The organism is Sphingomonas sp. CFBP 13706 (genome assembly GCF_014842355.1).
Taxonomy (GTDB): domain Bacteria; phylum Pseudomonadota; class Alphaproteobacteria; order Sphingomonadales; family Sphingomonadaceae; genus Sphingomonas; species Sphingomonas aerolata.
In genome coordinates this window covers 39,225-52,468 of the sequence record NZ_JACYVM010000013.1, presented here as the reverse complement: position 1 = coordinate 52,468, position 13,244 = coordinate 39,225, and the positions used below count along the sequence as shown (strand labels likewise).

At 63.7% G+C, this 13,244-nt stretch carries 13 protein-coding genes; 6 read left to right on the top strand and 7 right to left on the bottom strand.

Annotation, left to right across the window (positions count from 1 at the left end):
- Positions 1-497: 497 nt before the first annotated feature.
- Genes arsH through IFS44_RS17715 form a run of 4 tightly spaced genes read right to left on the bottom strand, consistent with a single transcriptional unit; the run spans position 498 to position 3,346 of the window.
- Entirely contained in the window at positions 498-1,250 is a 753-nt protein-coding gene (gene arsH, locus IFS44_RS17730; protein WP_192099451.1) for an arsenical resistance protein ArsH, read from the bottom strand.
- A 37-nt stretch (positions 1,251-1,287) separates the two neighbouring features.
- On the bottom strand, positions 1,288-2,574 hold the full coding sequence (locus IFS44_RS17725) for an arsenic transporter (RefSeq protein ID WP_192099450.1): 1,287 nt from the start codon (positions 2,572-2,574) through the stop codon (positions 1,288-1,290).
- Positions 2,574-3,002 (bottom strand): arsenate reductase (glutaredoxin), encoded by a 429-nt coding sequence (gene arsC / locus IFS44_RS17720; RefSeq protein ID WP_031441424.1) that lies wholly within the window; start codon positions 3,000-3,002, stop codon positions 2,574-2,576. Before arsC ends, IFS44_RS17725 begins: the two co-directional genes overlap by 1 nt.
- A gap of 11 nt (positions 3,003-3,013) precedes the next feature.
- Complete coding sequence (locus IFS44_RS17715; protein WP_031395703.1) at positions 3,014-3,346, bottom strand: ArsR/SmtB family transcription factor; 333 nt, start codon at positions 3,344-3,346, stop codon at positions 3,014-3,016.
- Between the two features lie 445 nt (positions 3,347-3,791).
- On the opposite strand from IFS44_RS17715, the gene IFS44_RS17710 reads away from it, so the two are divergent.
- The 4 genes from IFS44_RS17710 to IFS44_RS17695 all read left to right on the top strand — a co-directional run bounded on the left by IFS44_RS17710 (position 3,792) and on the right by IFS44_RS17695 (position 7,260).
- Entirely contained in the window at positions 3,792-4,331 is a 540-nt protein-coding gene (locus IFS44_RS17710) for a hypothetical protein (RefSeq protein WP_192099449.1), read from the top strand.
- A gap of 312 nt (positions 4,332-4,643) precedes the next feature.
- A complete protein-coding gene (locus IFS44_RS17705) occupies positions 4,644-5,780 on the top strand; it encodes a hypothetical protein (RefSeq protein WP_166747259.1) in 1,137 nt (378 codons plus the stop codon).
- A gap of 354 nt (positions 5,781-6,134) precedes the next feature.
- Positions 6,135-6,695, top strand: a complete 561-nt coding sequence (locus tag IFS44_RS17700) for a GDSL-type esterase/lipase family protein (protein WP_192099448.1) — start codon at positions 6,135-6,137, stop codon at positions 6,693-6,695.
- A 61-nt stretch (positions 6,696-6,756) separates the two neighbouring features.
- On the top strand, positions 6,757-7,260 hold the full coding sequence (locus tag IFS44_RS17695) for a TIGR02594 family protein (protein WP_192099447.1): 504 nt from the start codon (positions 6,757-6,759) through the stop codon (positions 7,258-7,260).
- A 791-nt stretch (positions 7,261-8,051) separates the two neighbouring features.
- On the opposite strand, the gene IFS44_RS17690 is transcribed toward IFS44_RS17695, so the two are convergent.
- Positions 8,052-8,282 carry a hypothetical protein gene (locus tag IFS44_RS17690; protein ID WP_206757862.1) on the bottom strand — a complete coding sequence of 77 codons (231 nt, stop codon included), beginning with the start codon at positions 8,280-8,282 and terminating at the stop codon, positions 8,052-8,054.
- A gap of 177 nt (positions 8,283-8,459) precedes the next feature.
- On the bottom strand, positions 8,460-9,032 hold the full coding sequence (locus IFS44_RS17685) for a TetR/AcrR family transcriptional regulator (RefSeq protein WP_244650410.1): 573 nt from the start codon (positions 9,030-9,032) through the stop codon (positions 8,460-8,462).
- A 160-nt stretch (positions 9,033-9,192) separates the two neighbouring features.
- Between IFS44_RS17685 and IFS44_RS17680 the strand changes: the two genes are divergently transcribed.
- Complete coding sequence (locus IFS44_RS17680; RefSeq protein WP_342366476.1) at positions 9,193-10,395, top strand: MFS transporter; 1,203 nt, start codon at positions 9,193-9,195, stop codon at positions 10,393-10,395.
- A 52-nt stretch (positions 10,396-10,447) separates the two neighbouring features.
- Positions 10,448-11,461, top strand: coding sequence for a zinc-dependent alcohol dehydrogenase family protein (locus tag IFS44_RS17675; RefSeq protein ID WP_192099445.1), 1,014 nt, complete (start codon positions 10,448-10,450; stop codon positions 11,459-11,461).
- Positions 11,462-11,614: 153 nt separating this feature from the next.
- On the opposite strand, the gene IFS44_RS17670 is transcribed toward IFS44_RS17675, so the two are convergent.
- Positions 11,615-13,237, bottom strand: coding sequence for an FAD-dependent oxidoreductase (locus IFS44_RS17670; RefSeq protein ID WP_192099444.1), 1,623 nt, complete (start codon positions 13,235-13,237; stop codon positions 11,615-11,617).
- Between the last annotated feature and the right edge of the window lie 7 nt (positions 13,238-13,244).

Sequence of the window (13,244 nt, the reverse complement as noted above, 5' to 3'; positions counted from 1 at the left end):
ATCTCGGGAGCGCCATTTAAAAGTCGGCGAATTCAAACGCTGTCGATGATCGGCAAAAATCAGCCAAGCTCGCTAAGCATTAATGTCGACTGGCTCGGTCGGAAAATCACTGAGATCAACTTATATCGTTTAAAGAACCCTAATTGCGTCGCCACCCGGTACAATAAGTCCGCTGCCAAATTATTATTAAATGTGGCACTTTCCACCGTCTTGGCATTCCGGCCCGGAACGAGGTTGGGCCCTAATGCTCAGTTTTGGCATCTTGGCTGTTGATGATTGCTGAGCCAGTCAGACGAACCAAGTTCTGCAGCGGTCAAATCCTGTCCCCGCAACCAAACCCTACGACAGCCCCGAAGCGAAATTTTTGGCGCTGTCGTCGTTATTATGCCAGCGCATGGTGCGAACACGAAGACCAACTCGCCCCATAGATAGATGGTGGAATCAGCTGTGGTCAAAGCCGGAGCGCTGGAACGTGCCTGCCCAAATTTGGCATTCGTTCACTGCGATGGATGCGAAACCGTAGCGATGCTCGACAGATCGGTTGTCGGATCGATCGGCACGCCGGAAGCCTTCCGTTCCGAATACCGGTCGACGAGCTGGGCCGCGTGAGGGCGGAGCAGGACCGTGAAGCGGACCATCTCCTCCATCACGTCGACGATGCGATCATAGTAGCTGGACGGCTTCATCCGGCCGGCGTCGTCAAACTTTTCGAACGCCTTGGCGACGCTCGACTGGTTCGGAATCGTCACCATCCGCATCCAGCGGCCGAGGAGGCGCAGCGTGTTCACGCTGTTGAACGACTGCGATCCGGCCGACACCTGCATGACGGCGAGCGTCCGGCCCTGCGTCGGTCGCATCCCGCCCATCGACAGCGGCAGGTGATCCACCTGCAGCTTCATGATGCCGGTGATCTGGCCGTGTCGCTCGGGGCTGCACCAGACATGCCCCTCGGACCACAGCGACAGCTCGCGCAGTTCATGGACCGCCGGATGGTCGTCGCCAGCCATCTGATCGGGCAGCGGCAGGGTCGAGGGATCAAATATGCGCGTCTCGGCTCCGAAGAACCGTAGCAGGCGCGCGGCCTCCTCGACGCAAAGTCGGGAATATGACCGCTCGCGCAGCGAGCCGTAGAGCAGCAGGATGCGCGGGGGCGGGTCTCCCGCACCCAGTCCGATGGCGGGCCGGTCGAGCGTGTAGCGTCGATCGAGTGCGGGCAGCTGGTCGGGGTCGGAAAGCGTGCGCAGGGGCATCAGGGGTATGTCCTGTCATTGGTTCGATTCCACGGCATCAGGCGGCACCGAGCCGCAGGGCGAGCGCGGCGAGCGTTACCAGCAGCACCGGGATCGTTAAGGTCGCGCCGATCCTGAAATAATAGCCCCAGCCGATGCGGATGCCCTTCTGCTCGAGCACGTGCAGCCACAGCAACGTCGCGAGCGAGCCGATCGGCGTGATCTTGGGGCCAAGGTCGCAGCCGATCACGTTGGCGTAGATCATGGCGTCCTTGATCGCACCCGTGGCGTGGGTCGCGTCGATCGACAGCGCGCCGACGAGCACGGTCGGCATGTTGTTCATGACCGACGACAGCAGCGCGGCGATGATGCCGGTGCCGAACGCCGCGCCCCACACACCGCCCTGGGCGGTGCGGTCGAGCAGACCGGCGAGGTGGTCGGTCAGGCCGGCGTTCCGCAGGCCGTAGACGACAAGGTACATGCCGAGCGAGAAGATCACGACCTGCCACGGCGCGCCGCGCAGCACCTTGCGCGTCTCGATGACGCGGCCGCGCCCGGCGACGACGAGCAGCAGCACCGCGCCGGCAGCGGCGACTGCACTGACCGGTATGCCGACAGGTTCGAGAAGGAAAAAGCCCGCCAGAAGGGCCGCAAGGACGACCCAACCGGCCCGGAATGTCGCCCGATCGCGGACGGCGTCGGCCGGCGCGCGGAGCTGCGCCACGTCGCAGTTTGCTGGGACGTCACGGCGGAAGTACAGCAGCAGCACGATCAGCGTCGCACCGATCGACGCGAGGTCGACCGGCACCATCACCGACGCATAGTCGGCGAACCCGATGCCGAAGAAGTCGGCCGACACGATGTTGACCAGGTTGGAGACGATCAGCGGCAGGCTTGCCGTGTCGGCGACGAAACCGGCCGCCATGACGAACGCCAGCGTCGCCCTGTCGCGGTAGCCCAGCGCCCGCAGCATTGCGATGACGATCGGGGTCAGGATCAGCGCCGCGCCGTCGTTCGCGAACAGCGCCGACACGGCCGCGCCGAGAAGGACAATCAGGACGAATAGCCTATGGCCATGTCCTCCCGCCCAGCGCGCGACGTGCAGCGCCGCCCATTCGAAGAAACCGGCCTCGTCCAACAGCAGGCTGACGATGATGATGGCGACGAACGTCGCGGTCGCGTTCCAGACGATACCCCACACCACCGGGACGTCGGAAAGCGAGACCACCCCGACGAGCAGCGCCACGACCGCCCCACCGAGCGCGCTCCACCCGATGCCGAGGCCCTTGGGCTGCCAGATGACGAGCGTGATCGTGGCGACGAAGATGGCCAGCGCGAGCAGCATCAAGCGACGCGCTGACCCAAGGCGTCCACCACCGCTTCGCCGTCTTCCTTGGCAAAGGCACCCAGTTGCGGCTCGGGAAGCAGACCGAGGACGGCTTCGGAAGGTCGGCACAGCTGCACGCCGAGCGGCGAGACGACCAGTGGCCGGTTGATGAGGATCGGATGCGCCATCATCGCGTCCACCAGTGCGTCGTCCGTCAGCGCCTCATCGCCAAGCCCCAACTCCGCATAGGGCGTCCCCTTCTCGCGCAGCAGTTCGCGAGGCGTCATACCGGCGCGGTCAATCAGCTGGACCAGCAAAGCGCGCGAGGGCGGGGTTTTCAGATATTCGATGACGTGCGGCTCGATGCCGGCATTACGGATCATCGCCAGCGTGTTGCGCGACGTGCCGCAGGCGGGGTTGTGGTAGATCACGATGTCGACGGCCATGACGCGTCCTTTCAGCAGCAGGGGGTGAGTTCGGCCAAAAGCGGCACGCACAGCTCGGGCGAGCCGGCGCAGCAGTCCTTGACCAGGAAGAGCGTGAGTGCGCGCAGGCCGTCCAGATCGGCGCGGTAGATGATCGACCGGCTCTGTCGCTCGGAGCGGACGATGCCGGCGCGCGCTAGGATGCCGAGATGCGCGGACATGGTGTTCTGCGGCACGTCGAGCCGGCGGGCGATTTCGCCCGCGGCCATTCCGTCCGGTTCGTGGCGCACCAGCAGCCGGAACACGTCGAGCCTTGTGCCCTGAGCGAGCGCGCCAAACGCAACGATAGCCGAATCATTATCCATAAATCCAGCATAGAGGATATGTTAGGCGGCAACAGCACGAACTTCCGACATGCCGGTTTTTGGAGACTGCCGACTGTTTTCGATGAGGGCGAGGGCGCAGCGCATCCCAGCCATCCACTTTGGATGCCCAATCGGACACCCCCGTGGCAATTCATACGCCCGAGAGCGGACATTCGCTCAGCCCGATGACGTCTGATCGTTCGTTTCCAGCGGTAACTTCCGAAAAGGTCTATCGAGAGAGTATTTCTTGAAAGCGGACTAACCCGGCGGATGTCAGTGCCAAAGGCGGGCTGTCCAACAGCGGGCTCCTGCTCCGGTAAACCGGCTCAGTGGGAACCGCCAAGATTTGCTAGCCGTCCAACATACACTATCCCTGCTGAACGGACTTGGCTGTTGATAAGCACTAGTGCTAATATCAACCGGCAGCTCAATAACGGAGACAAAGATGTTTGCCGTTGCTCTTATGTTTTCCGAGGCGGTGGCCGTCGCTTCCAACCCGCTCGAATCCGGCAACGTCGTCAGGAGCGTGCGGGAATCGATATGTGAACTGCGCGCACCCTCGATTGCCGATGACGCTATTGGTCTTCTGGCGCTGCCAGCGCCGAAGCAAAAGAACGAGATGGGGGTCTTGCTCCTGGTCAATTGTTCGAACCGAAAGATCATAAGCCTGCGGGACCCAAGTCGATCACGACGGCACGTGAACGAGTTTCCGTACGACCCGCGGGTCGTGACGAAATTGCGCCATGACCCCGGGCGCTACGAGATCCTCAACTTCAATGAGAGGGCCAACAATTCCGTTGGGGACGACACGACCCATTCAAAATCGACATATTGGACGGGGCCTTGCGAATATAAGGGGCTTCAACTGACAACCGCCGCCGCAGGCGACGATCCCAGCCGGCAAACGGTCGTCTTCGATCTCAACATCTGCAAGAACCAGATTCTCGCAATGCTCGAGCCCAACAAGGCGGGAATATCCCCGTAGGAAGACGCCAGAGAGCCGCCTGCAGAATACCATCGCGTGCCGCGATCAACGTCCTGCCCCGTACGTGGTTGGGCGAATGCCCCTCGTCAGGGCGGCGTCGCTGAAGTCATAGGGAGGCGGATGCGGTGGCGCAGTTAACACTCCACGTTCTGAAAACGTCCACCCGGCTTACCGCTCATCTATCGAGAGAGTCGGCATTCCTCTCCTGATCAGTCATTCACTGCTGCAAAGATAAAAGTTTCGCAATACAGTCGCTGATGCGAGGTCAGGCTTGCAGCGGTGCAAGGTGTGACTCGAAGTGGAGGCTTGGTGATGATTGCTTTATTCCTCGCATTGTCGCTGCAGGCAGCCGCCCCCGATATCGTAATTTCTGGCAGGCAGCTTTCGGAAGCGTATGCAGCCTGCGTCGAGCAGGGCTGTCCGCCGTTGCGAGATGCACAAGCCTCGATCGCCTTTGCCGAGCAGCAATTCCGGGATGGTGCGTACCTCAAGGCGCGTCACACGCTTATGCGCGCCATATCTCGCAACAAGCGTCACGCTGCGACCGACCCGAAACCGGTGTCCGCATTGTATGAAGCGTATGCGACCGTCTCTTTGCACGACGGTGATCTGGATGCGTTCAAGAGCGCGGTCGGTGAGCAGGTTCGCACGCTGCGCGACAATCTGCCGGCCAATGACCCGGCCGTCGTTGCAGCCGCATTTGCGACCGGCGATATGTGGCTCGCGATGCGCAAGGGGCGTAGTGCCGAGATTTCGTACAAGGCGGTGGAGCGTCAGGCGTTAGCGGACGGAAACGCGGTGCTCGCCCTGCAGGCGACGTTGCGCCGCGTCAGACTGGCCAACGCACGGGGCGACACGGCCGGTGCGGCCAGGCTTATGGCCGAAGCAGAAGCCCGGCCGATCGCGGCGGATCCAAAGCTTCGCAACCTGCTGCAAGTTGTCCGGTTGCGCTTGGCGGCGGGGCAAAAGGACAACGCGCAGATTGACCAGCTGGTGCGTGCGATCGGCCGCGATGGCTCGACCCGCCCTGAGCTGGTATGGGCGCCGCCTTATCGACCTACGGCGCTGGCGGCTGCGCAAGACGAAGCGCGCAAGTTCGACTTGCGCAATCCGCTTCCCGCGAGATCGTCCGATGTCGATCCGATCAAATGGGTCGACATCGGCTTCTGGATCCGACCCGACGGCAAGACGGACGAACCCGAAATCTTGCGCGGCTCGCGTTCGACGGGATGGGCAGGGTACCTCCTCAAGCAGGTTGCCGAACGACGCTACACCGGCTTTTCGACCAGCAGCACTGATCGGGGTGTGTACCGTGTCGAGCGGTTCACCTTACGCGGTACGTACCAGGTTCCAGTGGGGAGCCTGATTGCAAGGCGAGGCGACGCTGCAAGGTTGGAAGTGCTCGACTTGACGCAGCCAAATACATCCGGCTCGTCGAACCGCTCATAACGACAAATGTGAGACGGGCTCCGGCGGCGGCTGATGATGCAAAAGCTGCTTCGTTGGGGACGGCCATCTGGCGGGGCAGTTCGGGCATATTCATCGTTCGCCGTGCCACGTTGCAGGTACGACACCACGTCATCCGCGCCGACGACCCCGTTCCGGCGTCAGGCCATCACCCCATCCAGGCCGACGATGTTTGCAAAAGGTCGTCTGGAACTTCTGATGGTTCGATGGTCGCCGAAATGCGTATCGGCCGTCTGTATCTCGTTGCAGACGAAGGAGCACCAGCGTCAAAGGGGCGGCGCGATGGTGACCGGACGCCTTACATTGCATCGAAGGTGAACTATCTCAAAGCGGCGCATGACACTCGACCGACCTTTGATACTCGCAATCGGCGACAGCCTGATTGCCGGTTACGGCCTGCCCGCCGACGATAGCTTTCCCGGACAGCTCCAGGCATCGCTGCGGCGGGCATGCCCTTCTGCCCGCGTGGTGAATGCCGGGGTGTCGGGTGATACCACCGCTGATGTCCTACGACGCTTGCCCCGAATGCTCTCCGCGCTCGACCAGCGACCCGCACTTGCGATCGTCCAGGTGGGACCGAACGATGTCCTGCGGCAGGTGCCGGTGGGTCGCACCCGAGCGCAGCTCGGGCAGGTCCTGCTGAGCCTGGGCAGTTGTGGCATTCCCGTTTTGTTGACGACCGTCGATCCCCCGATGTTCATCCGTGATCGGGCTGCTGCATATCTGGACATTCATGCCGCGTTGGCGGCCGAACACGGCGCGACCGTCTGGCCGTTCTTTCCGCCGGGCGTATTGGGACATGCCGATATGGTGCTGGCGGACCGGGTGCATCCCAATGCGAAGGCGATTGCTGCGGTGGTCACAGCGATGCTGCCGATCGTGGAGAGGATGCTGTAATGACCGCATTTGAGCGTAATCGCGGACGCGTTCGTATCTCGGCCCCAGGGGCGGGCGGATCATGGTGACGGATCCGAAGTGGCTGAGAGTGGCGCGCACGAAGCTCGGCACGAAGGAAGCTGCGGGATCAGCGAACAGCGCGACGATCCTGGGTTGGGCAAAGCGGCTTGGAACGCGGGTGCTGGGCATGGTCTACAATGCCGACAGCGTCCCGTGGTGCGGCGTGTTCGTCGCATATTGCCTGCAGGACGATGGTATCGAGCCGGTCTCTATTGCGGTGCGGGCGACGTCATGGTCGACATGGGGATTGTCGTTGCGGCCGGAGCGTCTGGCGCCGGGAGCTGTGCTGGTGTTCGAGCGTCCTGGTGGCGGGCATGTCGGTTTCTATGTCGGCGAAGACGCGACGGCCTATCATGTCCTTGGCGGCAATCAGGGCGACGCGGTGACCATCGCCCGGATAGCAAAGGATCGCTGTGTCGCGCGCCGATGGCCAGCCGGCCGCCCCGTGATAGGCAAGCCGGTCCAGATGGCGGAACGGAAGCCGATCTCGACTGACGAAGCCTGATGGAGATGCGCTGATTTCGTAGTGCGCACATTGGATCCAGATCCATTCGTAACAGACCGTATCCGCAAGCAGTCGCTCAAGTGGTCGGTTTGGCCTGACCGCGCCGTACGGCCTCGACGATGAGATCCCCCGTCTCGAGCCGCTGCGTGTCTGGCTCCCGGAATCCAAAGCTTCGATCGCTCCGGTAGATACGGTGACCGAGACCGGCACGGATTTCCGACAGTGCGATTCCCACCTCTGTCGCGGTCAGTGCTCGTTCGTGCAGGACGACCTGTCCGTCTGCCGCGGCGAAATCCGTTGATACGACGCGATATGCGCGCAGTGGGTCCGACCCTGCCAACAGGACGCCGGCGAAATTTGCGGGGTTCAGGACGATCGGGATCGGATGTGTCGTCCCATCCCGCAGCAACGAACAGGGCACGCGCACGGGCGACCAGTGCTGCCTCCACAGCGGCATTGCGGGTCGCATCGCCCTGCATCATGGTCGGGCACATGCTTCAGTGGCGTCGAGCTCGACCATCCGATCGTCGATGACCACGATTGTCTCGGGATCCGCTCCACGCTTGACGAGTTCGTCGACGGCTTCCGCGCCCCACCCGCCATAGCAGCCGGAGCCAAACGGCGTTTTGCCGCGCCGTGTCGGGGTAAAACTGTGTCGATGCGGACGGCGCATGACGTGGTCTACGCAGAGTTACGAACGACCCAAGGGGCTGCCGATCCGTTTTCGCCGTCGTGGCTCCGCGCCCAGGGTTGATGGGGCAGACGATATGATTTTCCGAAGTCGTGCCGGCCTATCGCCGACCGAACCCCGCGGTGCTGTTTGCGCCATCGTCGGTCCGCTCACGACCAGCCAGAACGTTCTCGAGTTCAGCCAATGAATGGGGCACGTCGAGGTGCTGCGCCCCGATGAACAGGCGTGACCCGTTCCCTTCGGGCACTGCATGGGTCAGCTTGTCGATATCGACCAGCGCCTTGCCCTGCGGCAGTATTTCGATCTGAACAAATCGCATGTGATTTCCCATCTTGCGTCTGAGGGCTGGAGTGTCGCGCGGTCGATAACGAGATTTTGTGCCCTGAGGCTACCCGACATGCTGACGTACGTCGCTAGAGTCAGCTTAAGGGCGAGGTGACGAATCCCGGAGTCAGAAAGCCGGTAGGGCGGTCGGAATGCCTGCGAGTCGGTCTCTTTTTCGGCGAGATTAGTGGAGTTTGCTCTCACGCTCCTGTCTGCCTTGAGCATCCCACGCCGCCATCGCGTGTCCAATGCCGGCCCGCAGCGTCTCGGTCGGAACGCCGTCCCGCGCTTGGATCGAGATCCCCAGCACCAGCCCGTCGTACAACATGGTGAGCCCCGCGACGTCCGTGGCGGGATCGAGATCGCCGGCGGTGACGCCGGCGGCGATACACCGCTGCAACGCCTGCCGGGTGATCTCCCGCTCGGCACGGGTCAGCGCTCGGGTCGGCGCGCCGGCCTCGGACGAAACGATCGATGACAGCGTCATCATGCACCCCTTCGGATGGGCAGGATCGGTTTGCACCGCAACCGACGCGATCAAGGCCTGTTCGAGCCGTGAGCGTGGCGATAGCGTCTCGTCGTCGAGCGCGCCGACGATGCCGCCATGTACGGCGAGATAGCGCGCAAGCGTTTCGCGGTAGAGCGCTTCCTTCGACCCGAATGCCGCATAGAAACTGGCCGACGAGATGTCGCCCATCGCCTCACGCAGCGTGAGCAGCGACGCACCCTCATATCCGTGTTCCCAGAACAGATGCATCGCGCTGTCCAGCGCTGCAGCCCTGTCAAAACCACGCGGTCGTCCGCTCCGTGCCATATATGTCCGCTCCTGATTATGGACTAATCAATCCATTACTCGTTGACAAGCCACGCCACGTGGCCGAACGCACTGGAACAGTCGATCCAGAAGTGAGTGTTGCGTGATTCCAAGATCCGGTCAGACCGACGATGGCGCGAGTGAGACGTTGCCGATCTCCGCGTTGCTGGCGCTGGCAATGACGGGCTTCACCGCGATCCTCACCGAAACGCTCCCTGCCGGGCTGTTGCCGCACATGGCCGCCGGGCTCGACGTATCGGAGTCGCTCGCGGGGCAGACTATCACCGTCTATGCGGTCGGGTCGCTGCTCGCGGCGATCCCGCTGACGCTGTACACGCAAGGGTGGCGCCGCAAGCCGACCCTGCTCGTCGCGATCGTCGGCTTCCTGATCTTCAATTGCGTGACCGCGGTGTCCACGTCGTACGCGCTGACGCTCGTCGCGCGGTTCATGGGCGGGGTTGCGGCGGGACTGGGATGGGGGATCATCGCGGGCTATGCCAGGCGGATGGTCGCCCCGCCGTTGCGCGGCAAGGCGCTCGCGATCGCGATGGTCGGTACACCGCTGGCACTCTCGATCGGCGTACCCTTGGGGGCGATGCTGGGCACGACGCTTGGCTGGCGCATGGCATTCGGGCTAATGGCGATTACTACCCTCATCCTGATCGGCTGGGTGTTGTGGCGCGTCCCGGACTTTGCCGGCCAGCCTGCCGAGCAGCGGCTGTCGATCGCGAGCGTGTTTCGCACGCCGGGCGTTCGTCCCGTCCTGATCACGCTGTTTGCGTGGATCACCGGGCACAACATCCTCTACACCTACATCGCGCCGGTCGCCGCCTTGTCGGGCGTGCGGCAGAGGCTAGATCTGTTGCTGCTCGGATTCGGACTGGCCGCGCTGGTCGGGATCTGGGTGACGGGCGTGCTGATCGATCGCGCGCTGCGTCCGCTCGTGCTGGTCAGCCTCACGATGTTCGCAGTTGTCTCGCTGGCCTTCGCGCTGTTCGCGACTACCCCCGCGATGACGATCGCGGCGACGATCCTGTGGGGACTGTCGTTCGGCGGCGCAGCGACACAGCTGTCGACCGCGCTCGCTGATGCGGCGGGCGAGGGCGTCGACCTGGCCAATGCTATGCTCACGACGGTCTGGAACGGCGCGATCGCGACGGGCGGGATCGTCGGCGGGGTGATCCTCGACCATGCGGGAGCAGGACCGCTCGCCTGGGCCGTACTGGTGCCAACCCTTCTTGCCCTGGCGCTCGCAGTCCGCGCGCGCCGCCATGCCTTCAAGCCTGGTCCCCGTGCCTTCGAATAACGTGCCTTCGAATAAGGCGCCCATCGTGCGTGCCCATCAGGAGAAGATTGCGATGAAAGCCTTTCACATCGGTGCCCAGAACGGCATCAGCGGACTTGTCGCCACGACCCGGCCCGCGCCGGTCGCCGGTCCCGGCGAAGCGCTGGTAGCGCCGCGTCTCGTCGGCCTGATAAGCCGCGACGTTCAGCTGCTGTGCGGCACCTACGGCGCCCGACAGCCCGAAACCCGCATTCCGATGTCCGAAGGCGTGGGCGAGGTCGTGGCGATCGGTGCGGGCGTGACCGAGGTCTCGGTCGGCGATCGCGTCGTCTGCGGTCATTTCGCGACCTGGCTGGACGGCCCGTTCCGGCCGGACGTCTTTGCGCATGATATAGGCATCACGCATGACGGCTGGCTTGCAGAGAGGGTCGTTCTTCCCGCGGCTGCGCTGATCCGGGTGCCCGACGCGCTGGCCGATGCGGATGTCGCAGGCCTCGCCTCCGCCGGCCTGACCGCCTGGAATGCACTGGTCGAGGTCTGTCGGGTCGGGGCAGGCGACACCGTGCTCTGCCTCGGCACCGGTAGCGTTGCGCTGGCGGCACTCAAGATCGGCAAGACCCTTGGCGCACGGGTGGCGATCACGTCGTCGCAGGACGCGAAACTCGAAACGGCACGCAGCCTCGGCGCGGACATCACGGTCAATTACCGGACGTCGCCGGATTGGGCGGCCGAGGTGATCGCAAAGACCGAGGGAAAGGGCGCCGACATCGTGATCGAAACCGGCGGCGTCGATACGCTGGGGAACTCGATCGCAGCCGCGGCGATCAATGCGCGGATCATCGTCATCGGCGTTTCACCGGGCGAGGGGCCGGCGATCCCCGACTATCTGTCGCTCATCACGAAGAACGTGACGATCCGCGGCATCGCCAATGGCAGCCGCGCGATGTTCGTCGATCTGCTCGACGCGATGGTGGCGAACCGGATGACAACCGTCGTCGACCGGACGTTCGCCTTCGACGATGCACCGGACGCCGTCCGCTATTTCGCCGCGGCAGGGCATCTGGGCAAGGTGATGATCGCGTTCTGATTACTGCAGCACGTCTGCCGCTGCGCACGTCTCTCACGGGGTTTTCTGCGCTGCCGCGCTTGATCTGGGTAGGCACGAATGACCAGTGTTGAAAAGCTTGGAGCGCCTTTCAAATGACCAACCGTCGGTCAGGTCTGCGAAGGCGGCTTTCGTTCAGGCACGATCCAAGCCGCGCACATGCTCCCAGACATTGGAGATGACGACCGATCCTTCCCCTACCGAGGACGCGACGCGTTTCACCGATCCGGCGCGGACGTCCCCGACGGCATAGATGCCCGCGCAGGACGTGGCGAAAGGGGATAACGCGCCAGCCGCTTCGCCGGTGAGCACGAAGCCCTTGTCGTCAAGAGCGACCAGTTCGGAGAGCCAGCCCGTATTGGGTGCCGCGCCGACCATCACGAACACGGCGCAGCTTGCCACGGTGCGGTCGCCGTCTTCGTTGCGGATCGTCACCGCCTCCAGATTGTCCCCGCCATGAAGTTCGACGGCATGGGTGCCGTATTCGATGGTGATCGCGGGGTCCGCCTCGAGCCTGCTCGACAGATAGCTGGACATGGACGAGGCCAGGGTATCGCCGCGCACCAGCAGGCGAACGTGGCGCGCCGTACGGCTGAGGAACATCGCCGCCTGCCCGGCCGAATTGCCGCCGCCGATGACCAACACCTCCGTATCCCGGCAGAAGCGGGCCTCATTCTCGGTCGCTGCATAATAGATGCCCGTGCCCTCGAACTCGGCGAGGCGTGCGATCGGCAGGCGTCTGTACTGGACACCGGTGGCAACCACGACAGAGGCGGCGAGAACGCGCCGACCATTGGCGAAGGTCGCACAGAAGGCGCCATTGTCGAGCTGGTCCAGCGACTCGATCCGCCGGGGCATGACGAAGCGTGTGCCGAATCTCATCGCCTGCACCTCGCCGCGCCACACGAGATCGGCGCCGGAAATGCCGGTAGGAAAGCCCATATAATTCTCGATCCGGCTGGACGTGCCGGCCTGGCCGCCGATCGCGGTCTCGTCGACTACCAGCGCGCGCAACCCTTCGGCTCCCGCATAGACGCCAGCCGACACGCCGGCGGGGCCAGCCCCGACGATGAGCACGTCGAAGGCCTCGTCTTCGGGAACGTCCTGATCGAGTCCGAGCAGCCTTGCCACCTTTTCCGGCGTTGGATCGCTCACCACCACGTCGCGGCCGAACACCACGACGGGTTCGCGCGGCGTGGTTCCGCAACTGCTGGCGACATGCGCGGCCTCGGCGCTGCCGAGCGGGTAGGAGCGGTAGGGCAGGCGGTTGCGTGCTGCGAACTCGGCCACACGTCTGACGGCTCTGTCCTCGTCTTCGCCAACGAGAACCAGCATGCCGTCGCCGGCATCCAGCTGCCGCCGACGGCGCGCGGCCAGCACCGTGATAACGATGTCCGACATCTCCGGTATGGCCGCCATCAGGCGAAGCATCGCGGATCGCGGGACTTCGACGACGGTCGTGTCGCTCGCGGCGCGCATCGGCAGCGACCAGGTGCCGCCGGACAGCAGAGAGATTTCGCTCATGAACTGGGTGGGCCCCAGCGTCGACGGCACCAGCCGATCGCCCGTGAACGGGTTGACGACCTCGATCTCCCCCTCTTCGACATACACGAAGCGGTCGGCCGGCGCGCCGATCTCGGCGAGCATCATTCCCTTGGGATAGTGCTTACGCGTACCTGCGGCCCGGATCGCGGCAATATGCGCAGGCTGTAGCGGAACCCGCTGCATTTCCCGCAGGTCACGACCGATCGTTTCCATGAGCGCT

Bases quoted from the DNA above. Each gene is read 5' to 3' on its own strand.
- IFS44_RS17700 (WP_192099448.1), top strand. From the start codon at position 6,135: ATGACACTCGACCGACCTTTGATACTCGCAATCGGCGACAGCCTGATT.
- IFS44_RS17725 (WP_192099450.1), bottom strand. From the start codon at position 2,574: ATGCTGCTCGCGCTGGCCATCTTCGTCGCCACGATCACGCTCGTCATC.
- arsC (WP_031441424.1), bottom strand. From the start codon at position 3,002: ATGGCCGTCGACATCGTGATCTACCACAACCCCGCCTGCGGCACGTCG.
- IFS44_RS17670 (WP_192099444.1), bottom strand. From the start codon at position 13,237: ATGGAAACGATCGGTCGTGACCTGCGGGAAATGCAGCGGGTTCCGCTA.
- IFS44_RS17705 (WP_166747259.1), top strand. From the start codon at position 4,644: ATGATTGCTTTATTCCTCGCATTGTCGCTGCAGGCAGCCGCCCCCGAT.
- IFS44_RS17715 (WP_031395703.1), bottom strand. From the start codon at position 3,346: ATGGATAATGATTCGGCTATCGTTGCGTTTGGCGCGCTCGCTCAGGGC.
- IFS44_RS17710 (WP_192099449.1), top strand. From the start codon at position 3,792: ATGTTTGCCGTTGCTCTTATGTTTTCCGAGGCGGTGGCCGTCGCTTCC.
- arsH (WP_192099451.1), bottom strand. From the start codon at position 1,250: ATGCCCCTGCGCACGCTTTCCGACCCCGACCAGCTGCCCGCACTCGAT.
- IFS44_RS17695 (WP_192099447.1), top strand. From the start codon at position 6,757: ATGGTGACGGATCCGAAGTGGCTGAGAGTGGCGCGCACGAAGCTCGGC.
- IFS44_RS17690 (WP_206757862.1), bottom strand. From the start codon at position 8,282: ATGGGAAATCACATGCGATTTGTTCAGATCGAAATACTGCCGCAGGGC.
- IFS44_RS17685 (WP_244650410.1), bottom strand. From the start codon at position 9,032: ATGCATCTGTTCTGGGAACACGGATATGAGGGTGCGTCGCTGCTCACG.
- IFS44_RS17675 (WP_192099445.1), top strand. From the start codon at position 10,448: ATGAAAGCCTTTCACATCGGTGCCCAGAACGGCATCAGCGGACTTGTC.